Origin of the sequence: Paraburkholderia sp. BL18I3N2, assembly GCF_003001875.1 — a bacterium.
Taxonomy (GTDB): domain Bacteria; phylum Pseudomonadota; class Gammaproteobacteria; order Burkholderiales; family Burkholderiaceae; genus Paraburkholderia; species Paraburkholderia phytofirmans.
This window is the reverse complement of record NZ_PVNC01000001.1, coordinates 207,387-231,509: the sequence shown is the minus strand read 5'-3', so window position 1 is coordinate 231,509 and position 24,123 is coordinate 207,387. Positions and strand designations below refer to the sequence as shown.

The 24,123-nt window shown below is 63.1% G+C and carries 22 protein-coding genes; 7 read left to right on the top strand and 15 right to left on the bottom strand.

Going from position 1 to position 24,123, the window contains the following annotated elements; all coding sequences use genetic code 11:
* Positions 1–67: 67 nt before the first annotated feature.
* The 5 genes from B0G75_RS01045 to B0G75_RS01025 form a co-directional block, all read right to left on the bottom strand.
* Positions 68–1,519, bottom strand: a complete 1,452-nt coding sequence (locus tag B0G75_RS01045; RefSeq protein WP_106299809.1) for a glycosyltransferase family 2 protein — start codon at positions 1,517–1,519, stop codon at positions 68–70.
* Positions 1,520–1,568: 49 nt separating this feature from the next.
* Entirely contained in the window at positions 1,569–2,168 is a 600-nt protein-coding gene (locus B0G75_RS01040; RefSeq protein ID WP_106299807.1) for a cytochrome b, read from the bottom strand.
* A 533-nt stretch (positions 2,169–2,701) separates the two neighbouring features.
* Positions 2,702–3,802 carry a cyclopropane-fatty-acyl-phospholipid synthase family protein gene (locus B0G75_RS01035; protein ID WP_106299805.1) on the bottom strand — a complete coding sequence of 367 codons (1,101 nt, stop codon included), beginning with the start codon at positions 3,800–3,802 and terminating at the stop codon, positions 2,702–2,704.
* A 63-nt stretch (positions 3,803–3,865) separates the two neighbouring features.
* Positions 3,866–4,642, bottom strand: coding sequence for a DUF1295 domain-containing protein (locus B0G75_RS01030; RefSeq protein WP_106299803.1), 777 nt, complete (start codon positions 4,640–4,642; stop codon positions 3,866–3,868).
* Between the two features lie 69 nt (positions 4,643–4,711).
* Positions 4,712–5,329, bottom strand: coding sequence for a lipocalin family protein (locus B0G75_RS01025; protein WP_106299801.1), 618 nt, complete (start codon positions 5,327–5,329; stop codon positions 4,712–4,714).
* A gap of 324 nt (positions 5,330–5,653) precedes the next feature.
* Between B0G75_RS01025 and B0G75_RS01020 the strand changes: the two genes are divergently transcribed.
* The 7 genes from B0G75_RS01020 to B0G75_RS00990 all read left to right on the top strand — a co-directional run bounded on the left by B0G75_RS01020 (position 5,654) and on the right by B0G75_RS00990 (position 13,152).
* A complete protein-coding gene (locus B0G75_RS01020; RefSeq protein WP_106299799.1) occupies positions 5,654–6,715 on the top strand; it encodes a DMT family transporter in 1,062 nt (353 codons plus the stop codon).
* A gap of 176 nt (positions 6,716–6,891) precedes the next feature.
* Entirely contained in the window at positions 6,892–7,095 is a 204-nt protein-coding gene (locus tag B0G75_RS01015) for a DUF3562 domain-containing protein (RefSeq protein ID WP_106299797.1), read from the top strand.
* Positions 7,096–7,234: 139 nt separating this feature from the next.
* Positions 7,235–8,338 carry an FAD-binding oxidoreductase gene (locus B0G75_RS01010; RefSeq protein WP_106299795.1) on the top strand — a complete coding sequence of 368 codons (1,104 nt, stop codon included), beginning with the start codon at positions 7,235–7,237 and terminating at the stop codon, positions 8,336–8,338.
* 26 nt (positions 8,339–8,364) lie between these two features.
* Positions 8,365–8,784 (top strand): hypothetical protein, encoded by a 420-nt coding sequence (locus B0G75_RS01005; RefSeq protein ID WP_106299793.1) that lies wholly within the window; start codon positions 8,365–8,367, stop codon positions 8,782–8,784.
* 177 nt (positions 8,785–8,961) lie between these two features.
* Positions 8,962–9,423, top strand: a complete 462-nt coding sequence (locus B0G75_RS01000) for a GNAT family N-acetyltransferase (protein ID WP_106301738.1) — start codon at positions 8,962–8,964, stop codon at positions 9,421–9,423.
* Positions 9,424–9,711: 288 nt separating this feature from the next.
* Positions 9,712–11,421, top strand: a complete 1,710-nt coding sequence (locus B0G75_RS00995; RefSeq protein WP_106299791.1) for a molecular chaperone HscC — start codon at positions 9,712–9,714, stop codon at positions 11,419–11,421.
* 6 nt (positions 11,422–11,427) lie between these two features.
* Entirely contained in the window at positions 11,428–13,152 is a 1,725-nt protein-coding gene (locus tag B0G75_RS00990; protein WP_106299789.1) for a J domain-containing protein, read from the top strand.
* Between the two features lie 110 nt (positions 13,153–13,262).
* Here B0G75_RS00990 and B0G75_RS00985 read toward each other — a convergent pair whose 3' ends face one another.
* The 10 genes from B0G75_RS00985 to B0G75_RS00940 are packed head-to-tail and all read right to left on the bottom strand — an operon-like array spanning position 13,263 to position 24,098.
* Entirely contained in the window at positions 13,263–14,666 is a 1,404-nt protein-coding gene (locus tag B0G75_RS00985; RefSeq protein WP_106299787.1) for an MFS transporter, read from the bottom strand.
* A gap of 25 nt (positions 14,667–14,691) precedes the next feature.
* A complete protein-coding gene (locus B0G75_RS00980) occupies positions 14,692–15,957 on the bottom strand; it encodes an NAD(P)/FAD-dependent oxidoreductase (protein WP_106299785.1) in 1,266 nt (421 codons plus the stop codon).
* Complete coding sequence (locus tag B0G75_RS00975; RefSeq protein WP_106299783.1) at positions 15,950–16,915, bottom strand: VOC family protein; 966 nt, start codon at positions 16,913–16,915, stop codon at positions 15,950–15,952. Before B0G75_RS00975 ends, B0G75_RS00980 begins: the two co-directional genes overlap by 8 nt.
* Before the next feature lie 26 nt (positions 16,916–16,941).
* Positions 16,942–18,432, bottom strand: a complete 1,491-nt coding sequence (locus B0G75_RS00970) for an aldehyde dehydrogenase (RefSeq protein ID WP_106299781.1) — start codon at positions 18,430–18,432, stop codon at positions 16,942–16,944.
* Positions 18,433–18,472: 40 nt separating this feature from the next.
* Positions 18,473–19,303: an aspartate dehydrogenase gene (locus B0G75_RS00965; RefSeq protein WP_106299779.1), complete on the bottom strand. Its 831-nt coding sequence runs from the start codon at positions 19,301–19,303 to the stop codon at positions 18,473–18,475.
* On the bottom strand, positions 19,296–20,954 hold the full coding sequence (locus B0G75_RS00960; RefSeq protein ID WP_106299777.1) for a thiamine pyrophosphate-binding protein: 1,659 nt from the start codon (positions 20,952–20,954) through the stop codon (positions 19,296–19,298). Before B0G75_RS00960 ends, B0G75_RS00965 begins: the two co-directional genes overlap by 8 nt.
* Positions 20,947–21,744 (bottom strand): SDR family oxidoreductase, encoded by a 798-nt coding sequence (locus B0G75_RS00955; RefSeq protein WP_106299775.1) that lies wholly within the window; start codon positions 21,742–21,744, stop codon positions 20,947–20,949. The genes B0G75_RS00960 and B0G75_RS00955 overlap by 8 nt, the downstream gene beginning before the upstream one ends.
* Positions 21,744–22,634 (bottom strand): IclR family transcriptional regulator, encoded by an 891-nt coding sequence (locus B0G75_RS00950; protein ID WP_106299773.1) that lies wholly within the window; start codon positions 22,632–22,634, stop codon positions 21,744–21,746. Before B0G75_RS00950 ends, B0G75_RS00955 begins: the two co-directional genes overlap by 1 nt.
* Positions 22,635–23,525 carry an alpha/beta fold hydrolase gene (locus B0G75_RS00945; RefSeq protein ID WP_106299771.1) on the bottom strand — a complete coding sequence of 297 codons (891 nt, stop codon included), beginning with the start codon at positions 23,523–23,525 and terminating at the stop codon, positions 22,635–22,637.
* A 45-nt stretch (positions 23,526–23,570) separates the two neighbouring features.
* Positions 23,571–24,098, bottom strand: a complete 528-nt coding sequence (locus tag B0G75_RS00940) for a cupin domain-containing protein (RefSeq protein WP_106299769.1) — start codon at positions 24,096–24,098, stop codon at positions 23,571–23,573.
* Positions 24,099–24,123: the final 25 nt, after the last annotated feature.

Genomic DNA, 24,123 nt, shown 5'->3' with positions numbered 1-24,123 from the left:
GGGACCGTGCAACCACCCCCTGCGGCGCCTGCCCGGCCCACGCCCGCTTGGAGCGATGCGGCGCGCGTCAGCTCTCGTCGTGCACCACCAGTCCCGAGCGGCGCTGCACGCCCCACGACCGGCCGCCGCGCAGGAAATGCAGCCAGCCGAGCGCGGCGCCCACGTGCCGCACCAGCTGAAACGTGAACGGCTCGGCGACCGCCGCGAGCATCGCCATCCACAAACTGGAGCCTGTGCGCTCGCCGGTCCAGCGCCGGTACAGATGGATGCTCCACAAATAGAACGCGAGGTCGATCGCCGTTTTGATCCCGATCACACTGAAGATCGACACGACGATCGCGCCATGTCCGCCGAACACGAAGGCGAGCAGCAGCGCAAACGCGGTGAGGCCGTAGATCGGCTGCATGGTGTCGATCGCCTTGACCGGCAGCATCAGCATGCCGAGCGTGCCGTAGCGCGGATTGCCGGTCATGTCGCGGTTCCAGTACTGCGTCTGCAGGAAGCCCGCGAACCAGCGGCGGCGTTGACGCAGAAAGCTGGCGAGGTTATCCGGCGCATCGGTGCGGGCATGTGCCTCGCCGACCACGCGCACGTCCCAGCCGAGGTCGTGGTCGACCGAATACCGGCGCAGCCGGTGAATCAGCTCGTAGTCTTCGACGAGACACTGCGGATCGAAGCCGCCCACGTCGACCAGCGCGTCACGCTTGAACGACGCGAAGGCGCCCGAGATCAGCAGCAGACTGTCCGCACGCATCCACGCGAAACGGGCGATGAAGTTGCGCATGTACTCGTAAGTCTGGAACCACTGGAACACGCGGCCCGACACCGACTTGCCGCACACCGGCACCAGAATGCCCGCTGTGGCGACCAGCTTCGGCTCGCTCGCGAAAGCGGAGCGCATGGCGTAGGTGGCGTCGTCGTCGAGCAGGGTGTCGGCGTCGACCGTCATGACGGTCTCCGTGGTCATCACGGTGATTGCCGCATTCAGCGCGCGGGCCTTGCCGCCGTGCGGCACGCGCAGCCAGAACAGGTTCGGATACAAGGCGCTCGGCGCGCTCAGCACGCCGTCGGCGGCCGCGGTGAGGCCGAAGCGTTCGGTGAGCAGTTCGCGCGTCGCGTCGGTGGAACCGTCGTCGGCAATCACGATTTGCGTCGGCCCGTGCGCTTGCCGCAGCAGCGCGGCAAGCGTCACCGGCAGCACCGTCGCTTCGTTATGCGACGCGACGATCACGCCCATGCTCGGCAAGCTGCGCCGCTCGAAGTCCGGCTCGAGCGGCGGCGCACGCCGCATCAACGGCAGTGTTTTCCACGTGACGAACGCCAGCAGCAAAGTGTCGTACACCACGTACGCAATACCCGTCGACCATGCCAGCGCGCCCTGCAGAAAGAAGGCGCGCGCGAACAGCAGCAGCCACAGTACGACCACACTCAGATGAATCAGCGTGCTCAACGGCGTCGTGCGACGCGGCACAATGCGCGGCGAAGCGAGAGCGAGAGCCTGTTCCAGGGTTTTCTTCAAAATGACTGCCGGGTTTGTCGATGTTACGGTTGATAGGTGAAAGCGGCGCTCACGGCACCATGCGCTTCAGAACCGACTTGCGATCGATCCACTGATGCTTCAACACGCCGCCTATATGCATTGCCAGCAGCGCATAGAGCGCGTAGCCGAGCCAGGTATGCAAAGCGCCGAAGCGGTCGTGCAAGGTCTCCTTGAGCGCCGGATCGAGGTTCATCACATAGCTGATACGCGGCCACGGAAACAGATTGAACAGATGCATGGGATGCGTGGCCGCGTCTTTCCATGCGGAATCGTGCAGCCAGCCGGACAGCGGCAGCGCAATCATCAGCAAATAGAGCAGAAAATGCGCGACGTGCGCGGCAATCTTTTCCCACTTCGGAAATTCGCGCGGCAAGGGCGGCGCCCTGTGCGACACGCGCCACAAGATGCGCATGAGCGCGAGACCGAGCACCGTGATGCCGATCGACTTGTGGGTGTCGACCACCGGGCGCACCCAGTCGTCCGGCAACGAATCCGCGCTCAGGCCGAGCACGACGTTGCCGATCATCAGCAGCGCGATGAGCCAGTGCAGCACCATGGCTGTGCGGGTGTAGCGCGACGGCACGGGCGTGCCGGTCGAATCGGTCAAAGGGTCGGCGTGCGTGTTCATGTTTATTCCATCCGCAGCGGCATGGCTGCGAAAGCTGTTTGAAAATCCGGCGAGGCAGTAGCACATCCAGATGCGCCGCAGTATAGGCAAACGCCCCAGTGTGACGCTTTATTCCGCCGGGCGCTTAAAACTATGTTTCAGATTATTTCTGCACGCGGGTTGAGCGAGGCCGTTGCATCTTGAACGTGCGCCGACTCATGCGCCACTCCGCGAGATCAGTGCGGCCTACTTGAGTTATTCGTCGAGCCGGTCGTTGGTTGCATGCGCATCAAGTCAGTGCCGATGCCAGGCGGGGCGGTTGCGGCCATAGGCGAACGACGAGCGGAACGCCATTGTCGTTGTTGCGGCATACCTCGGGATGCGTCCAAGGTTTGATGCGAGGATGACTGCGCAGTTTCCTGCCGACGCGATAAATCGTCGCGCGGCAACCGGGAGACGGCCGCACAACAGCGGGACAAGCGTGAAAACACCGTGAAAGGCGGCCGGCGCATCGCGTCACGGCTCGCGCATCAGTGATGCCAGCGGGCCGCCGTCTAGCGCTTGACGAACCGATAATGCCCGATGCCCCATTCGTTCCCATGCGCGTAGCCGAACAGCTCGGCCACGGCCATATAGAACATGCGCCACCGTTGCAGCCATACTGCGGCATCGCGCGCGCCGTAGGTGTCGGTGAGCATCGGCATCACCCGGTCACGCGCCGCATCGAGCGCGGCGAGCCAATGATTCGCCGTGCGCTCGTAATGTGTGCCGCTCACCCACCACTGCCGCTCCACTCGCAGATCGTCCTGGAAATTGAGCAGCAGCGCCTCCGACGGCATCGTACCGCCGGTGAAGAAGTACTTCGACATCCAGTCGCTACCGTCCTCCACCTGGAAGTGGTATGCAAACGTGCGATGCGCGAAGATATGCACGAACAGCTTCGCGTCGTCGCGCATCCAGCGTGCGATTTTCGCGAGCAGCAGGCCGTAGTTCTTCATATGCTCGAACATCTCAATCGACACTATGCGGTCGAGGCCTGGGCCAAGCTGTGCCTCGTCGAATTCGAAATCGACGATGTTGCCCGTCACCACCGAGAGGTTGTGCAAACCCGCCTGCGCCGCGCGCGATTCGATAAACGCGCGCTGCCCATGCGAGTTCGATAGCGCGACGATCCGCGCATTCGGATAACGCGCCGCCAGCCACAACGACAGCGAACCCCAGCCGCAACCGAGGTCGAGAATCTGCTGACCGTCGGCGAGTTCCGCGCGTTCGGCATAGCGTTCGAGCATCGCCGCTTCGGCTTGTGCAAGCGTCTCCCCACCGGTCGGATACAGGCAGCACGAGTACTTCAGATGCGGCCCGAGATGCGCGTGGAAGAACGACGCCGCCACTTCGTAATGCTGCGTGTTGGCGGCTTGCGTTTCAATGGCGATGGGGCTCGCGCGCAGATCGTCGAGCAGACGGTTGAGCCGTTGCGCGCGCAACTCGCCGTTATTGGCCGCTTCGTCGCGCAGACGCTGACGCATCAGTTGACGCATGCCGAAGCGGATCACGCTGTCCGGCAGCCAGCCGCGTTCGCAGCCTTGAATGAGCCAGCCATCACTGGGCGCGGCAGGCGATGGCGGCAGCGTGTGGTCGGTAGTGGATACGTTCATGAGGCTGACTCCCTGTCGTTATTCTGGACTTTTTGAATGCGCGCGTGCGCCGTGCTCGCCTGTTCAACGCCGCGGCGGCCACGGAATCAGTGCGCTGGTGGTGCGCATGTAAGCGGCGTAACCAGGGCGCCGTTTTGCCATGCTTTCTTCAAGCAATGGAATACCGGAGAGCTTCAGCAACAGAAACGCCATCAGCACCGGCGGCAGCAGCGTGAACCAGACCCACGGCGTGCCGATCGACAACGCGATATAAGCGCCCCAATGCACGCATTCGAAGAAGTAATTCGGATGCCTCGAGTAACGCCACAAGCCGGCGCGGCACACCGCGTCGCGATTGGCCGGATCGGCCTTGAAGCTTTGCAACTGGCGGTCGGCCATGGCTTCACCAGCCACGGAAACGATCCACACCACGACGGCCAGCACGACCCATCCAATAGCCGGCGCCGTGCCGCGGTACGACGGCACCAGAAACGCGATCGAGAGCAGCATCGAAATCACAACTTGCAACTGGAAAAACCGGAACATCCTGCTCGCCGCCTTATCGCCCCATTCTTCGCGGAAGCGGTGATAGCGCGCGTCTTCGGGCTTGCCGGCGTTGCGTTTCCACAGATGCGTGCCGAGCCGCACGCCCCAGATCAAACCGCCGAGCGCGGTCAACGCGCGCGCGCCGGGGTCGCCGGTGCCGAGCACCGCGTAGAGCACCGCGACGAGGCCGAGCGAATACGCCCAGACGGGATCGACCATGCCGGCGTTTTCGCTTTTCAACTGCCATGCCCAGACCGCGCTGAAAATCGCGACGAGTCCGATCAGGGCAATTACGGCGGTGGCAAGGGGCGGCATGGTTTCCTCGTTCGATGGCGGTGCGGTTATACGCTGCGGCGGTCGTATCAGATGCGCGCGGCGGCCCCGCTAGTCCTCGTCGCCCGGTGAAGCGAAACCCGGCTTGCCCAACTGATCCGGCCGCTGCGGAACGCGCCTGAAACGCGACGTGTCGTAGCCCATCGCATCGAGCCGCGCAAGCAAGGCCCGGTACGTGTCGTCGCTCATGTCCGGCTCACGCGAAAAGATCCAGCCGAGGTTTTTGCCCGGATAACCGAGAATCGTGTAGCGATAGTCAGGGTCGACGTAAAGCGTCAGTTGCGTCACGTGAATGGGCCAGAACAACCGCACGCGCCACTCGCCGCCATCTTTGCCGGGCACGGGCGTGTCGAGAAACTGGTAGTGCTTTTCCTCGGCGTCGAAGCGCTTCTTGCGGGCGTAGTACGAATCGTCGATCTTGCCATCCTGGCGCAGTGTCCATTCAGCGCGGCTCGCCACCATGTCGCGCTCGGCGAAATACGGGATGTTCGCGATGATGTACCAGCGGCCCATGTAACGCGGCAAGTCGACGGGCACGGTGGAGAGCGGTTCGCCCGCACGCGGGTTGGGATTGGGCGGATCGTTGGAGCAAGCCGCGAGCGATAACAGCAGCACCGACGCAACAGCAGTTGCGGCAGCAGTGACAATGGCATAGACAACTCGGCGCATAGCGGCGGCCTCGAACGTGTGGCGGCAATAAACGTATTACGTTCGACAGGGCTGTCTGGATGCGCGCGGCGCCTGTGAATCGACACGGCTGATTCGCGTCAGGACACACGGCCACCCCGCAAAGCGTGCTCGACCACCACCTGGCGCACGCGCGACCTTTGCGCTGCTCTGGCCGTCCAGGCGACCACATTCGCCTAAACTGGACACTTTCATAGCTGCACTTGCCGACTTGCTGCGCAGCAACGCTTTACGCCGAGCTTACAAGCGGCGCGATCCGGTTCGCGTTATCGTGTCCGCAACGCCTGCCCCCACTCGAATTTCCGCATGTCGATCCGCTTCAGCGCCCCATTCACCGCCTTGCTTGCCGCCGCCCTGTTCGGCGCGACGACGCCGCTCGCCAAAGCGTTGCTCGGCTCGCTCTCGCCGTTCCTGCTCGCCGGACTGTTCTACCTCGGCAGCGGCTGCGGCCTTGCCGCGGTGATACTGGCACGCCGGCTAAAAGGCGGCGGCGGCCAGCCGGCCGGCCACAGCCGTTTCCCGTTACGCGAAATCCCTTGGCTGGCCGGCGCGATCGCGGCCGGCGGCGTCGCAGGGCCCGCTTTATTGATGCTAGGTCTGCAAACGACGCCGGCCGCCACCGGTTCGCTGCTGCTGAATCTGGAAGGCGCATTCACCGCATTGATCGCGTGGATCGTGTTCCGCGAGAACGTCGACGTACAGGTGTTCCTCGGCATGGCCGCGATCGTCGCGGGCGGCGTGGCGCTGGCCTGGCAACCGGGCGCGGCGGGACTGCCGCCGGGCACGCTGCTGCTGGCCGGCGCCTGCGCGTGCTGGGCCGTGGACAACAATCTCACGCGCAAGGTGTCGGCGCACGACGCGATGTTCATTGCCTGCGTAAAAGGACTCGTGGCCGGTTCGGTGAACGTGGCGCTCGCGCTCACCCTCGGCACCGCATGGCCGACGCTCTCGACCGTCGCGCTCACCATGCTCACCGGCTTTGCGGGCTACGGCGTGAGTCTGGTGCTGTTCGTGGTCGCGCTGCGCAATCTCGGCACCGCGCGAACCGGCGCTTATTTCTCGGTTGCGCCGCTATTCGGCGTGACCCTCTCATGGCTGCTATGGCCGGAACTGCCGCCGCCGCTCTTCTGGGTCGCCGCCGCGCTGATGACGCTGGGCGTGTGGCTGCACATTCGCGAACGTCATGAACACCCGCACACGCACCATCCGCTCGAGCACTCGCATCGTCACCGGCACGACGCGCATCACCAGCACGAGCATGACTTCGCGTGGGACGGCGACGAGCCGCACACCCATCCGCACCGCCATGCACCCATGACTCACGCGCATACGCATTTCCCGGACATCCATCACCGGCACACGCATTGATTTTTCGCTCGGCCACGCTGCGCGGGCACTTGCCGCGTCGCAAGACAAAAATCTCTGTGAAAAGAAATCAGGCGATAGACCGATTCAATTGGCATCGGCGCGCATCGCATCCTGTAATGAAACTCCTGTTATCCGCGTGTCACCTGTCCAACCCGCCTGCACCTTTGGAGAGATCTATGTCGCAACCCCAGCCTAACGTAGACGAATTAGTGAAAAGCATCGCCGAGGAAACCGACACGCCGGCGGAAACGGTCTCGAAGATGTACGCAGATACCTTGGCCAGCTATCGGCACGACGCGCGTGTATTCGACTACGTGCCGCTCTTCGCCGCGAAAAAAGTACGCAACCAGCTTCGCGACATTTCAAATCGCAAACATTGACACGGCGGCGCGCGGAGACCACCGCCCGTTGAATCACCTATTCGCCTCGACCGACTCGCGCGAAAATTCACGTAACGCGCACTGATTTTTTTCCCGCTGATAGACTCTGGCCCAGAACCATCCAGTCGGGGGAGTTGGCATGCGGGTAACAATCGTAGGCGCGGGCATCGCCGGTTTGAGCACGGCGTGGTCGCTCTCGAAACAGGGACATGACATCACACTAATCGAGCAGGGCTCGATTCCAAATCCACTCGCCGCATCGGGCGACCGGCATCGCATGATTCGCCGCGCATACGGCGATGCTGATGGTTATGCGCGGAACGTCGAAGAGGCGTTCGATAGCTGGGACCTGCTATGGAACGATCTCGGCGTGTCCCATTACGCAAATTGCGGCGTGCTCGGCATTTCCCAATTCGCAGGCGATGGCGCCGAACACTTCCGCTCCGGCCTCGACCGCATGGGATTCGAGTACGAACGGCTAGAACCGCTCGACGCAGCGGCGCGCTACCCGTTTCTCGATCCAGCCACGTTTCGTTACGCATACCTCGATCACGACGGCGGCGCACTTTTCAGCGAACGCATTGCACGCGATATGAAGGCGTGGCTCAAGATGCGCGGCGCCGACATTCGCATGCACACCAAGGTGCACGCGGTCGATCCGAAGACCGCTTCCGTGCAAATCGAAAACGACGAGATCGTGCGCGCCGACCGGCTCGTGGTCACTGCGGGCGCATGGACGGCGCAACTGTTTCCCGCGCTTGCCGAGAACCTGATGACATATCGCAACACCGTCGCCTATCTGGAGCCGCCTGTGGATCTGGAAGACGCGTGGTCGAAGGCGCCCGCGATCGTCGATATCGGCGGCGCGAGCGATGGCTATGTGCTGCCGCCGCTCGACGGCATTGGTCTGAAGTTTGGCGCCGGCATCAACAAAGCGCGCACGCCGGACCCCGAGGCGAATCGCATTGCGACGCCTGGCGAAGGTGACCGTTTGCGGCGGCTGTTTTCACCGCCGTTCAGCCGGATCGACGAATATACGGTATCCGAAGTAAAGACGTGCGCGTACACCTTCACCGCGGATAACCGCTTCTTTTCGAAGCGCATCGGCAACACGCTGGTGGTGTCGGCTTGCTCCGGACACGGCTACAAATTCGGCGCAGCGGTGGGACGGCGAATCGCGGAGACGCTGGAGACAAACGACGACGTTACCCTCGCGCGCTGGCTCAGAGCCGAGACGGTCTGAACAATCGCTTTTTCCCGTACGTAACGATGGCTGACGCCGACGCATTGTTCATCCCGCAGCAGGACGGCATCGACGAAACCGCGATGACGCTTGCCGCGCTCGCCTGCATCGACGGCTTTACCGCCTGCTTCAACGCGCGCGATCTCGACGGCATGGACGCGCATCTGCACTTTCCGCACGTCATTCTTTCGGGCGAACAACTGGTGATCTGGGAACGGCCGGGGCAATTGCCCGCCGGCTTCTTCGACGATCTGACGCGCGCTACCGGGTGGCATCACACTGCTTATCAGGAAAAGCACGTGGTGCTGGTGAGCCCGCGCAAAGTGCACCTGCGTGTGGTTTATTCGCGCAATCGCGCGGACGGTTCGATCATCACCCAGCATCGCAATGTCTGGATCGTGACGTGGCAGGACGGGCGCTGGGGTATCAAGCAGCGTTCGTACTGAGTGCGGTTTGCTATCCATTGGCATAGGCGCTGCTGCAGCACCGCGCTCCACATTCGACATCGACGGCCCATCGTCCATTCGTGGCTCCAAATTTCGGCCGTGTCGTGGAGCTAACAATGCTGCGTCGAATTTCTTATGCTGACGGATTGGCAGTCTTCACTCAACAAGGAACCGCACATGTCCGATTCGTTTCAGATCCGTCCCGTCGTCCCCGGCGACTTCGACGCATGGCTGCCGCTCTGGGACGCCTACAACGCGTTCTACGGCCGCTCGGGCGAAACCGCGTTGCCGCGCGAGATCACGCAGATCACGTGGGAACGTTTCTTCGATGGCTACGAGCCGATGCACGCGATGGTCGCCGAACGCAACGGCCGCCTGCTCGGCCTCGTGCATTTCCTGTATCACCGTCACACGACGATGAAAGGACCAATCTGCTATCTGCAAGACCTGTACACGCTCGACAGCGAGCGCGGCAAAGGCGTCGGCCGCGCGTTGATCGAAGGGGTATATGAGCGCGCCACAGCCGATGGTTCGCAGCGCGTTTACTGGCAGACGCACGAAACGAATCAGACGGCGATGAAGCTCTACGGCAAGGTCGCGGACCGCTCAGGCTTCGTGGTGTATCGCAAGGCGTTGTGATGGCGCGCGGCACGCTCGCATAGCACGCTGCCAGTTCGTCTCGCCGTGCCGCGCGCCCCACGCCGCACGTCGCACGTCGCCTATTTATGTTCGACCGATCGCGCGGCCACCATGCGCCGCGCATTGTCCAGTCCGATTCTCCCCACCTTCCAGGCCCGTGCCGCTCAAGTTTGCGTGCGGTCTGCCGTTATCGCCATTGGACGGAGCTACACCCGGCACCACGCGGTTCATCGGCGAAACCTTGGGCGATCTCCTCATGGAGGGGCGCAAACGAATCGGAAACTGTACATGCCTTCGATCATCGGCATCGATCTTGGAACCACGCATAGTCTCGCCGCAATCTGGCGCGACGACCGCGCCGTGCTCATCCCGAACGCGTTAGGCGAAACGCTCACACCTTCGTGCGTTTCCATCGACGGCGATGGCTCGATCCTTGTCGGCCGGCCCGCTCACGACCGCTTGCATACGCATCCCGAGCGCACCGCCGCCAACTTTAAACGCTACATGGGCACCAGCCGCGCCGTGTCGCTCGGCACGCAAACGCTGCGTCCCGAAGAGTTGTCCTCGCTGGTGCTCAAGTCGTTGAAGGCCGATGCCGAAGCCTTTCTCGGCGCAACGGTCAGCGACGCCGTAATCGCCGTACCCGCCTATTTCAGCGACGCTCAACGCAAAGCCACGCGCATCGCCGGCGAACTTGCCGGCCTGAATGTACTGCGCCTCGTCAACGAACCGACCGCGGCCTCGCTTGCGTATGGCGTGCACCAACGCGACAGCGAGCGCAAGTTTCTGATCTTCGATCTGGGCGGCGGCACTTTCGACGTCTCCGTGCTCGACTTCTTCGAAGGCGTAATGGAAGTGCGCGCCAGCACCGGCGATAATTTTCTGGGCGGTGAAGACTTCACCGACGCATTGGTCGAGTTGTTCTGCCAGCGCAACGGTCTGAAGCTCCAATCGCTTACGCCGGTTGCCGCGCAACGGCTGCATCAGCAGGCTGAACGCGCGAAACGTCAACTCACGCAGAACGGCGTCGACAGCGTCACGCTCGAACTCACGATCGGCGACAACCAGCACGCGCTCGAACTCGATGCAGCCGCCGCGGAGCGCGCCTGCGAGCATTTGCTGCAACGGCTGCGCAAACCGGTGGAACGCGCATTGCGCGATTCGAAGATCGCCGTCGCCGCGCTCGACGAGATCATCCTGGTGGGCGGTGCGTCACGCATGCCCATGGTCCGCAAGCTGGTCTCGAAGATGTTCGGCCGCCTGCCCGCCGGTCATCTGAATCCGGACGAAGTGGTCGCACTTGGCGCGGCGGTACAGGCCGGTCTCGTCGGACGCGATGCCGGACTCGACGAAATGGTGTTGACCGATGTCGCACCCTATAGCCTCGGCATCGACACGGCCATGCAGGTCGGCCCAGCGCAGTTCGTGCCCGGTCACTTCTTGCCGATCATCGAACGCAACACGATCGTTCCGGTGAGCCGCATGCAGCGCATTTTCACGGTGCGCGATCGTCAGCAGATGCTTAGCATCAAGGTGTTTCAGGGCGAAGCGCGTTTGACCGCGGATAACGTTGCGCTCGGAGAATTCACGCTCGAAGTGCCGCTCAAGGCAGCGGGCGAAGCTGGCGCGGATGTGCGTTTCACCTACGACATCAACGGCGTGCTGGAAGTCGAAGCCACGGCGTTTCCGGGCGGCGTAAAGCGCGCGATGGTGATCGAAGAAAACCCCGGCGTGATGACGCCCGAAGAAATCCGCCAGCGTCTCGCGGCGTTGAGCGCGTTGAAGATTCACCCACGCGATCAACTCGAGAACCGGACGCTGTTGACGCGCGCCGACCGTGTCTACGAAGAAACGCTCGGTGACCATCGGCAATATCTGGCGGCGCATATCGCTCGCTTCCAGGCACTGATCGAGCGTCAAGACGCCGACGAAATCGCGCAGGCGCGCGGCGAACTGGGCGCACTGCTGGACCGTTTCGACGTGCATGTAACTTACTGAGCGGCCATGGATACGATCTCCAACAATCATTGGCCATGGGATGTGCTCGGCATCGAATCGGATGCCGACGAGCGCGCGGTGCGTCGCGCTTATGCGCGGCTGTTAAAACAACAACGTCCGGATGAAGATGCCGAGGCATTTCAGCGTCTGCGGTACGCGTATGAATCCGCGTTGCAGATGGCGAGCGGCGCGGTCGCGAAGGCGGCAGCCGAGCAGCCGACCGCGAACCTTTCTGGCGCTCAACCTGCGGTTTTGATTGCAACCACGGCGGAATCTGCAACCGGGCCGGAGACGTCCCGCGTCTCGGTCAACACTTCGGAAGTCGAGGCCGCCACTCGCGAACCCGACGCCTTTGAAACCGCCGTCCAGCTCTGGCACAACTTCATCGCGCAAGCGGACGACCTCGAGTCGCGCCGCTCGCTGCAGGATCTATTCGCCGCCGTCGTCAACCTTGCGACGCGCGACGAACTCGAATGGCAGGCACTGTGTCATTGTCTGAACGAGGACACGCCCGCTACGCTGCGCATGAACCTGAGCGCGGTCCTCGGCTGGCGGGACAACTCCACGCATCTGCGGCGTCGCAACGCAGCCATCGCCACACTCGCCTTGAACCGCGTGTTCGCCGATGAAGACTACGACGCGCTGCGTCTGCGCTTCACGAACGCTATGGCATTGCTCGAAGGTCCGCTGCCGCAAATGACGGCCGGCGCGCGTGCATTGCTTCGTGCCGGCGTACGTGCCGAGATGGAGCAGTTGTTGACTGCTCTTGGCCGCTACCATCCGAATGTCGTACGGCTGCGGCTCGATGCCGAGAAGGTCGATTTCTGGGGACGTTGCCTCAAATTCCGCGTCGGTGTGGGCCGTCTGTTTGGTCCGGCGCTCGCATTGAACGCGTGGTGCGGTTTGCTGTTCGCCGACGCTTCGCTGAACCCCAACAGCAACAGATGGTTCGATCAGTGGTCGCCCGCTCAGTTGGGCATTTTTCTGTCGACGCTGATGCTCGCGTTGACGACGGTCGCCGCAACGACCGTGCTGTTGTCCGAGCCGCAGCAACAGCGGCTGCGGGCGTTGCGCTTGATCGGCTGGCTGCGTTATGGCTGGATTCCCGTGTGGCTTGGCGCGACCGCCTTTGCACTGTGCGATGACGGCAGCGGCCGTTCGACATCGATCGCGATGGCTACACTGGGCGTCTGTACGATCTGGGCCGCGTTGATTCACGGCTGGCCGCCCATCAAGGAGCTCGCGATACTGGCCGCATTCAGCGCGACGGCGTTGGGTTTTGCGGGCCACTGGATCGCCACGGATTCGCATGCGTGGCTGATGCCTTATGCGCACGGTGTGCTGTTCGCATTCTTCTTTTCGTTTTCGCAGGCGGAATGGCGCGGATGGATCGCGCGTCGGCCGCGGTTGTTTTGGGCTTGCGTGCCTTTTTGGTGGGCCGGGTTCGTAGCGTTGATCGTGTTGCTGTTGCAACAGGAAGTGCGTACGACGCAGTTCGCGTGGGCGTTGTTTGCGGTGATGTCGGCCGCGGGCGGCGTGCTGGCGACGACGCGTTGGAATGATCTGCGTAACGCGATACCGGCGTTTTTCCGCGGGTATGCGAACCTCGTGTGGATGGCGCTGGCGATTTATAAGCCGGATATCATCGCTTGTGTGAGTGCGGGGTTGATGAGTATCTGGGTTATTGAGGGGATCAAGCGGCGGCGGGAAACGCGACAGGCAACGCGGTAGACCGCGACCCCAAAAACGAAGGGGCACACCACCCAGTGCGCCCCTCGTCTCCCAGCTAATTGCGGTACTACAACATCAACCGCCCACCAAACTCGAACCGCGCGAAACGCTCAAGCCTCCAGTTGCTCCAGCACCTTCCCCTTGGTCTCAATCCCAAGAAAGTGCACCGCCACCGCCGCAAGAAACGGTACAGCCGCGAGAATATAAAACGCAACCTGCAAATTCCCGCCGATCATCGTCTTCGACACGATAGCCGGCGCGAAGATCGCCGCGACCTTCAGCCAAGCGCCGCCGACGCCGCAACCCATCGCGCGGATACTCGTCGGATACAGCTCCGGCGTGTACACGTAAGCCGTGATGAACCCGCACGCCAGGAAGCCCAGCGAAAACGCGCAGCACGTCGCCACCACATACACCGACGAATCGTGGAACACGCCCGCCAGCAGCAGCGAAATCGCACAGGCCACGAACGACAGGTTGATGATCGGCTTACGCCCCACCTTATCCACCAGCAACGCGCAAGTCAGCGAACCCACCACGCCGAGCACCGAAGCGGCCACCGCCAGATTCAACGCGAGTTGCAGCGGCGCGTGATAGATCGTGCGATAGATCGTCGGTAGCCACGTCGAGAGACCGTATTGAATGAAGCCGCACGTGATCCACAACATGGCCACAGCCAGCGTGCGCTTCAGATACGCCGGGCCAAACAGGTCGCCCATGCGACGCTTCGGATGACGATTCGCCATCACTTCAAATTCAGCCGAGTGCGTGACCGCCGGAAGCGGACCTTTGACCGCACGTTCGAACACATGCACCGCCGCATCCGCGTCAGCCATCTGTTCACGTTCAGCAAGCCAGCGCGGCGATTCCGGCACGAGTTTGCGCAGCACGAAGAACAGAATCAACGGCATACCGCCGATAAAGTACATGGCTTGCCAGCCGAAACGCGGCACGATCCACGCACCCAACGCATTCGACGCAAGCAGGCCGACCGGGAAAACGATTTCATATAGCAGCACGAAACGGCCACGGCCATGCGCGCGGCTGATCTCGTTGATGTAAGTCGCGGCCACCGGCAATTCGCCACCGAGCCCAAGCCCTTGAACCACACGCAAGACGACAAATGCCGCGAACGTCGGCGCAAAACCGCACGCAATGCTGGTGATGCCGATGATCCCCGAACTCAGCGCGATCGCCTTCACGCGGCCCTTGCGTTCCGCGTACCACGGGAAAACGAACGCGCCGATCAACTGGCCGACCGAACCGGAGCCGATCAGGAAGCCGATTTCCCACGGCGTCAAATGCCACTTCGCGATCAGGATCGGCAACGTCGCCGCGATGGCGATCACGTCGAAGCCGTCGAAGAACGTCGCGAGACCGATCAAGATACGCGCGCGCACCTGCATCGCGTTCTTGGGCAAACGCTCCAGACGCGCGATGATCGAGCCCCGCGTTACAGGGCCTGAGACACCGGCGCTGCTGCGGTCCCCCATGGTGTTGTCGATGGTTCTCATGCCGTTGTGCCGTCCGTAGGTGTGGTTAGGCAAGTGCCGTTGAGGCGTCGGTCAGGGTGGCAAGGTCGATGGTCCGGCCTTGGTTCATCCATTTGCGCGACAGTTTCAGTTCGCGCGGCGTATTGATGGCGATCACGCCGCGAATCGCGCTGTCTTCCAGATGGAACAGCGTGGCGCGTTTGCCCGGCAAATCGCCGCGCACAGCCAGTTGTGCATCGCCTGGAATGTCGCCGAGAATCTGCAGATTCACGTCGTACTGATCGGACCAGAACCACGGAATATCCGCATACGGTTCGAAGGTGCCGAGCAATGCTTTCGCGGCGGCAATCGCCTGATTCTGTGCATTGGCCCACGATTCGAGCCGCACGCGGCGCTTGAGCCACGCGCTCGGATGGTTAGCGACGTCGCCGCACGCGAAAATGCGCGGGTCGTCGGTGGCGCCGAAATGATCGACCACAATGCCGTCTTCCACTTTCACGCCCGCGGCTTCCGCCAGCGCCGTGTGCGGCGTAAGACCGATGCCGGCCACCGCGAAATCGGCGTCGAGCGTCGAGCCGTTTGCGAAGGTGGCGCGAATGCGATTGGCGTCGTTCGGATGATCCGCGAGCGACGCGAGCGAGGCGTTCAAACGCACGTCCACGCCGTTCGCGCGATGCAGGTCGAGCAGGAAGCCGGACACCATCGGCGGCAGCGAACGCGCGCACAAACGCGGGGCGCCTTCCACCACCGTGGCCTCGACGCCGAGCTTGCGCGCGGTTGCCGCGACTTCGAGCCCGATCCAGCCGCCGCCCACCACCAGCACGCGCTTGCTGGCGCGCAGCCGTTCACCCAAAGCGACGGCTTCGTCGAGCGTACGCAGGTAAGCAATGTGCGAGGTCTTCACGAGCGACTCCGGCAGCTTGCGCGCCGCGCCGCCGGTGGCGATCACCAGTCGGTCGTATTGCACTTCGCGGCCCGATTGCGTGCGCACGATGCGCTGTTCGCGATCGATCGACGTCGCGCGATCCGGCTGCCACGCTTCGACGTTCAGCGCTTCGAAGTCGTCGGGCTTCACGAGCCGCACGGTGTCGATATCCGCTTCGCCTGCCAGCACCGCTTTCGAAAGCGGCGGGCGTTCGTATGGCAGATGCACTTCGTCGGCGATCATCACGAGGCGGCCGTCGAAGCCTTCCTTGCGCAAGGTTTTCACGACCCACCCAGCCGCCTGGCCGCCGCCGATCACGACGATCGTGCGCGGTGCTTCCAGTCCGGCATGGGCGGCTTGCGCCTTTGCAGCAGCAGCGTCAGTCATTTTTCCGCTCCGTCATGAACTTGCCTTCCGGCGCCTTCGCGTTTTTCTGGCGCCGCGTATTGCCGTCGATGCCGCCGTCGATCGCCCATTCGGCGAACACGGTCGGACCCGGCTCGAAATCGCGCGGCTGCCAGTCGGGCGTGAGTTGGTCTTCGTCGGCGTAATACTCGATCAGGCCGCCCGCCGGATTCTGGAAGTACCAGAAGTAAGCCGACGACACCGGATGACGCCCCGGCCCAAGTTGCGTATCCCAACCGCAGCGGCTGATATGCATGCCGCCGCCGAACACTTCGTGGATATCGCGCACGGTGAACGCGACGTGATTCAGGCCGCGCTTACCGTTGGGCAAGGCCAGCAGGAAAATGTCGTGATGGCCGCCGTGCGGTGCGCAGCGCATGAACGCGCCACGGCCCGGATAACGGTCGGACATTTCAAAGCCGAGCAGTTCCTGATAGAACTTTTCCTGCTCGGCGAGTTTGCTCGTGAAGAACACCACGTGGCCCACTTCGACCGGTTCCGCACGCTCGTAAATCGGCGAAGGCTGATCGACCCGCAGCGTTTGGCCCCACACGTTCGACGGCGAACCGTGAATGTCGAGCGCGCGCTTCCGGGTCACTTCGACGCGAATCGCCATGCCGTTCGGGTCGATGCAGCCGACGGCGTCGTCGGTTTCGAAATGGCCCGGCTGACCGGCGAAGCGGCCGCGCAGTTCGTCGAGCTCGGCTTTCGTGGCCACGCCCCACGTCACTTCGCGCAGCGTCGGGCCTTCTTCAAATGCGGGCGGCAACGAGGGATCGTCCGAATTCACAACGAGAATCGTGCAACCGTTCAGCGTTTCGAAACGCGCCTGGGTTTCGTCGTGCGCGACTTCCTTCAAGCCCCAGTCCGCGAAAAAGCGGCGACAGGTGGCCAGATCCGTCACGCCGTAAATAATCTGTTCAATGCCGAGAATCGTCATAACGTGCCTCTTGCGTATCTTGCGTATTAATTCGCCCACGCCAGCGGCGCGTCGTTCAAGCCCCAGTAGAGGCTCTTCTGTTGCATGTATTCGCGGATGCCGAGCCGGCCTTTCTCGCGCCCCATGCCGCTCTCTTTCCAGCCGCTGAACGGTGTCGAGATGGAGAACAGCTTGTAGGTGTTGATCCAGATGGTGCCGGCTTCGAGTGCGCGGGCAATCCGGTACGCGCGCTTGTAGTCGCGCGTCCAGATGCCGGCGGCGAGGCCGAACACGCTGTCGTTCGCTTCTTTCAGCAGCGAGGCTTCCCCGTCGAACGGCATGGCCACCAGCACCGGGCCGAAGATTTCTTCCTGGCAGATGCGGGCGTTGTTCGTGAGGCCTTCGAGAATCGTCGGCTGGAAGTACGTGCCGGCTTCGCGGCCATCGCCGACCGGACGCTCGCCGCCGCATAGCAGGCGGCCGCCTTCTTCGAGGCCAAGCGCAACATAACGCTCGACGGTTTCGCGATGCGCCGCTGTAATCAGCGGACCCATTTGCGTTTCAGCACGCGTCGGATCGCCCACGCGCAACTTGCGCGCGCCTTCCGCGAGACGCTTCATGAACGCGTCGTAAATCGGGCGCTGTACGAACAGGCGCGAACCCGCAATGCACGCTTCGCCCGACGAACTGAAGATGCCGTACAGCACACCATTGACCGCGTGATCGAGATCAGCGTCGTCGAAGACAATGGTCGGCGATTTGCCGCCCAGTTCGAGTGAGACCGGCATCAGCTTGTCCGCCGCAATGCGCGCGATGCCGCGGCCCACTTCGGTGCCGCCCGTAAACGACACCTTCTTCACCAGCGGATGACGCACAAGCACGTCGCCGATCACTGAACCCTTGCCCGGCACCACGCTGATTACGCCCTTAGGCACACCGGCTTCCTCGCAGATGCGCGCCAATGCCAACGAGACCAAAGGCGTCACTTCAGCCGGCTTCAACACGACCGCGTTGCCACCCGCGAGTGCCGGAGCAAGTTTTTGCGCGTCGGAAGCAATCGGCGAATTCCACGGCGTAATCGCGGCGATCACGCCGATCGGCTCGTAGATGCTCATCGTCAGATAATCGCCGCGCGAGGGCGTGACTTCTTCGTCGAGCGTTTCGAGGCAGGCTGCGAAATAACGGAACGTGTTCGCCGCGCTCGCCACCAGTACGCGCGTTTCGCCGATCGGCTTGCCGTTGTCGCGGCGTTGCAATTGCGCGAGCGCTTCGTGACGCGCCATGATCAGATCGGCAATGCGGTACAGAATCAGCGCCCGTTGATGCGGCTTCAAACCCGACCAGTCCGCGCGGCGCCATGCGAGATCCGCGGCTTCCACGGCGTCGCGGGCGTCGTCGGCATTGGCCGTCGAGATTTCCATGTTGACCGACTGATCCGCCGGATACAGGCTTGTGTACGGGTTGCCACGCCCTTGCCGCCATTCGCCGCCGATGAAAATATCGCCGGTGGGCACGAGGCTGGTATCGAAGTGAGTCATGTCGGTCATTCCAGTTTGCTTCAGCTAATCAACTGATGGCTTAAATCACGCAGCGCGCCGCGCGATTGCGTAGCGCACGCATCGCGCTATACGCGGTTAGCGCGGACGTCTTGGGGTTATCCGGCAACGGCTTGCCGCACATTTCGAGCGACATCTCGCCGAAAGCGCCACGCGCCACGATGCGATGTACGTTGCGCGTCACGTTCGGATCGGCGATCAGCCTAACCGTGGTGTGGTCCAGACCGAGGCCGGCCAGCGCGATCGTCGCGGCCACGTTGGCGTTCTTCGGATACAGACGCGCTGCTTCGCGCGCGCTCCCCTCGAAAATCACCTTCTCTTCATTCAGCGTGTGCAGATCGCAGAGCTGTTCCGCCGGCGTGCCGAGCCAACCGGTGGGCGGCTTGCGGCCGGTGTACAGCACTTCGTCGAGACCGCCGAGCTTGGCCGCGGCCAGCGCATCCACGCCGCCGATGGCGCCGGAGAGCAGCGTCAACGTGGCGTCGCCTTCATCGGCGGCAGCGGACAGTGCGTCCAGCAGCAACATGTCGGACAGCGCACCGATCGACGCGACCGCGCAGTCCGTGCCGGCTTTCAGCAGCGGCACCACGTGATCGACCAGCGCGCTATGTCCCGCGCATTCCAGCGCGAAATGCGGCTGGCTGCTCAAGGCGGACACAGAGGCCACGACATCCACCGAGTCGCCCACTACTTCACGCACCGAAGCCATGTGACGCTCCGGCACGATCACGTGCGACACGCGCACGGTCGGATCGGCGGCGACCGAGCGATACACTGCCTGGCCGATCGCGCCGAAGCCGATCATGGCGACGTCGACGGGTGCGTGATGCCCCGCGTAGCCCGCATCACGCATGTTCGGGCTCCTGTTCCTTGACCGGCGGGCCGGCAAACGCGGTGGCGAACGAGCCGACCGACAGCATGTCCACTTCGACCAGCACCGGGCCGGTCTTCGCCATGCCTTCGCGAATGATCGCGTCGGCCTGATCGAGCGATTTGATGCGGTAGTGCGTGAGCTTGAGGCTCTCGCAGAACTGCGCGAAATCCGGCTGATGCAGATCGACGTAGCAGCGGCGGCCGCCGTATTGCGCGTCCTGAATGTTGCGGATCACGCCGTAGCATTGGTCGTTCATCAGCACGATCATCACGTTGGCGTTTTCCTGCACCGCCGTCGCGAGCTCGCCGACGTTGACCATCAAGCCACCGTCGCCGACGAGGCAAACGGTCTTCGCCGCGCTACCCGCGAGCGCCGCGCCGATGCCCATCTGCATGCCCTGGCCGATGCCGCCGCCGAGCGCATGAACGCCCGCACGCGGCGAGAAAATCTTCAGCATGCGGTTGCCCCACGTGCTGTTCGAGATCGTGACGTCGCGCACCCAGTTGTAGTCGCGGCCCACTGCGGCTTGCAATGCATCGACGAGACGCTTGTACGGGCCGAGGCCCTTGCCCACATCGGCGACGGCGCTTTCGCGTGCGGCAGCGAGGTCTTGGGCGAACGTCGGATCGACTTTGATGCGGCCTTCGAGCAGCGTCGCCAGTTCTTCGAGTACCGAAGATGCATCGCCGTGAATGAACATCTCGTTGCGATAGCCACGGTTATCGGCAAGCGCGTCGGCGTCGATGCGATACAGCGGTTGCGGCAACGCGAGTTTGTACTTCAGCGTTTCATTGCCACGCAGACGCGAACCGACCACCACCAGCGCGTCGCACGTCTTGTAGAAGCTCTCGACCGCTGTGTGCACGTTGAACGCGCCGAGCGTCGCCGGATGATCTTCCGGCAGCACGCCGCGGCCTTGCACGCTGGTCACGACGCCGAAACCCAGCTTGACCAGACGCTCGACTGCCTTCGTCGCGTGACGCGTACCGCCACCCAGCCACAGCAGCGGGCGCTTGGCCGTTGCCAGCGAATCGGCGAGTTGCGCGACACGCTGCTTGCAATGTGTAAGCGTCGTGATATGCGGCGCCGCGAGATCAGCGGGCCATTCCACTTCGGCGGCCTGAATGTCGATCGGGATCTCCACGCTCACCGGGCCGCTCGGCGCGGTCTGCGCGACGCGTACGGCTTCGCGGATGGTCGGCAGCGCGGTTTCGACCGAACGCACGCGGAACGCGGCTTTCGAAATCGACGACAGCATCGACAGTTGATCCGGTGCTTCGTGGATATACGCGAGGTCCTGATCAAGGTATTCGGTTTCGATCTGACCGGTGACGTGCAGCAGAGCGGTGCCGGCGGTCAAAGCTTCGACCATCGCGCCCGCCGCGTTGCCCGCCGCGGTGCCCGTGCTGGTGAACGCAACGCCGAGGCCGCCGGACACACGCGCGAGGCCATCGGCCATGTTCACCGCGCCAGCTTCACCGCGCGCGCCGACGTAGCGGATCTTGCCGCGATTGTGGATCGCGTCGAGGATCGGCATGTTGTGGATCGAGATCACGCCGAACGCGGTTTGAACGCCGCATTGCTCGAGAAAGGCGGCGATCAGTTCGCCAACGGTGGTTTTGTTAGACATGTCGTGCAACGCCTCCAGAAACATCGATATGACTGCCCGTCGTATAGGACGACAGCGTCGTAGCCAGATAAAAGAGCGCTTGAGCGGCTTCTTCGGGGCGACCGAAGCGGCCTAGCGGAATGTTTTTCTTGCGCGCCAGTTCCGCCGTCCAGTCTTCCCAGCTCTGGCCCGGCTGTGCTTCTTTCTCATAACGGCGGCGCCATTGACCCGATTCGACGATGCCGATCAGAATCGAATTGACGCGGATGCGCTGCGGCGCGAGTTCCACCGCGAGCGACTTGAGCAGGTTCTGCACGCCGGCGCGCGCTGATGAGGTCGCGACCATGTGCGGCTCGGGTTGCACGGCCAGCAGCGAGTTGACGCAAACCACAGCGGGGTTCGCGGCGTCGCGAAGCATCGGCAGAAACGCGCGGGTCGGGCGGATCACGCTGAAGTACTTCAAGTCGAGTTCTTCGCGCCAGGCCTCATCGCTGGTGTCGGCGAAAGTCGACACGCGGCCTTGGCCTGCGTTATTCACCAGCATGTCGGTGCGGCGGAAACGCGTCTGCACCGCTTCCGCGAACGCTTTCACGTCGTCGGCGTCGAGCACGTTGCAACGATGCGCGAGCAGTTGCGCTTGCGGGAACTGCCCTTTCAGCGCGGCTTCCGCTTGCGCGAGACGTTCGGTATCGCGGCCGCAGATCGCGACCGAGGCGCCCGCACGCAGAAACAGTTCGGCAGTCGCGAGGCCGATGCCGGACGAACCGCCCGTCACCACCGCTACCTGTCCGGTCAAGTCGATTTGGATCATCAGAGCCCCAATGCCTTCATGTAATTGCTGCCCGACTTCGCGCCCTTCGGCCGATAGTTGAGCCGCTGCGAAAGTTCGTCGGCGGCGCGGCGGACCTTGTCGATCAGGCCGCTGTCGAGCAGCGACGCGTCGATCTCGTGGCGCGGAATCGTGGTCGTGATTACGGCGACGATGCGGCCTGTGTCGTTGCGCACCGGCGCGCTCACCACCGAAATACCGCGTTCGAACGACGACTCGCTGATCGCGAAACCACGCCGCGCGTCGTCGCGAATCCGTTCGTACAAGTCGTCGACGGTGCCCGGCGTCTGCTTCGTGAAGCGTTCGAGTTCGGGCTCGGGGTAGAGCTTCTTAAGCTCGTCGAGCGTCAGGTCGCCCATCAGCACCTGGCCGTGCGTCGTGGCATAAGCCGGCAGACGCGTGCCCACGTTCACCTTCACCGAACTGAAAATCGGCGTGTGGCTTTGCGCTTTGGCGACGAACACGACATCGCGTCCATCGCGAATCACGATGTGGCTGGTCAAGCCGGTTTCGTTACGCAGCGCCTCGATGATCGGCAAACCGAGGTCGGTCAATTCGAGCGAACTCAGATATTCGAAACCGAGCCGCAGCACCGCGACGCCGAGGCGATAGTTGCGGTCCTTGTCGGCACGCTCCAGAAAGCCGAGCGATTCGAGCGTTTGCAACAGACGGAACACCGTCGTGCGAGGAATCTTCAGGCGCTTGGATAATTCCGGTGCGCCGAGAACCGGCTCGCGTGGCGAGAACTCCGTGAGAATCTTCAGGCCGCGTTCGAGACCGGGCACGCGGTACGCGGTGTCGCCGGTGCTGTCGTTGCGGTCTTCGTCCGCTTCGCGCTCAGCGTGAGCGGTGTCGGGCGTGTCGGGCGTCATTCATTGGCTCCGTTGTCCGTCGCTCGTGCGACAGAACGTGTCGATGATCGCGGTGTACGCGGCGGGTGCTTCGATATAGCCGGCGTGACCCGCGCGAGGCACGACCTGCAGTTTGGTGCCCGCGGCCAGTGCGAGTCGCTCGCAGGCTTCGGGTGTCGTAACGGTGTCTTCGGCGCCGACGGCCACGTTGATGCGGCCTTTAAAGCGCGCGAGGTCACTAGCGAGATCGGCGTTGGCGAGCAGATGCGTGGCCTGCGCGTAGCCGTGCGGGATCACGCGCGACATGTTCCAGCGCACCCATGCGCGCGCTTCGTCGCTCGCGTGAGCGGACAGCATGTTGGTGCTGCGTTTTTCAGCGAGGCCTTGCGGGCCCAGTTCGTTCAGCATGGCAAGACGCTGATCGCGCTTCGTATTACGCACTTCCGCCGATGCCGCGCCATATCCACCAGCCGGCGACAACAGCAGCAATCCGGCCACACGCTGCGGGTGCGCCACGGCAAACGCGCCGGCGATGATCGCGCCGAGCGAATGGCCGAGCAGCACGCAGCGTTCGATGCCGAGCGCGTCCAGCCACTCTTTCAACACACTCGCGTAATCGGCTGCGGCGGGCGATTCGGCCGCGACCGGCGTGGTTGCGCCATAACCCGGCGCATCCCACGCCAGCACGCGGCGCGTCGAGCCGAGTCCCTCGAACTGCTGCACCCACGACGCCGCGCCCGACCCGATACCGTGCAACAGCACGAGCGGCAACGCGCTGCTGTCGGCGCTATCGACTTCGCGATAGCTCACCGCGCGTTGCGAGGCCAGCCAGATCTGCTGCGCCGGAAAGCGCGCAAGGCGGGCTTCGAGCGTAGCGTGTTGATCAGCTGTAACGGACGGGACTGCGGACATGATTTCCTTCGTGGGTGTCGTAAAACTGCGGAACCGTTTGAGGGTTTAGCGCTTGAGCCTGGCCAGCGGCGAATCAGGCGGATACGTCGGCGTAATGGGCTTCGGCGAACCGAGCATCACGCACATCAACGCGTCTTCTTCACCGACGTTGATTTCCGTGCGATACACGCCCGGCGGCACCGAGATCAGATCGCGTTCGCCGAGCACCGCTTCCCACGTTTCGCCGTCTTTCTCGCAGATCACTTTCATCTTGCCGCGCAGCACGAAGAAAATTTCTTCGACATCCATATGAATGTGGCTCGGGCCGATGTTGCCCGCCGGAATCACCATCGTCGAAAACGTGAAGCCGCCGGCGGGCACCGTGTTCATGTCTTTCGCGACGCCCGTGCCGCCCGTGCCGACATAGCGCATTTGCGCGCGGCGATACTTCGGGTCGTAGTCGGCCTGAAACTTCAGCGCATCCCAGTCGTAGCGACGCGTTTCCAGGCGCGCGACGCGAGTGTCCAGCCATTGGGCAAAGCTCGCGTCCGCGGGTTGGTCCCACGATTTGCGTTCGATATCGGCGTCCGCCATCTCTTTCTCCTTTCGATTCGACAAG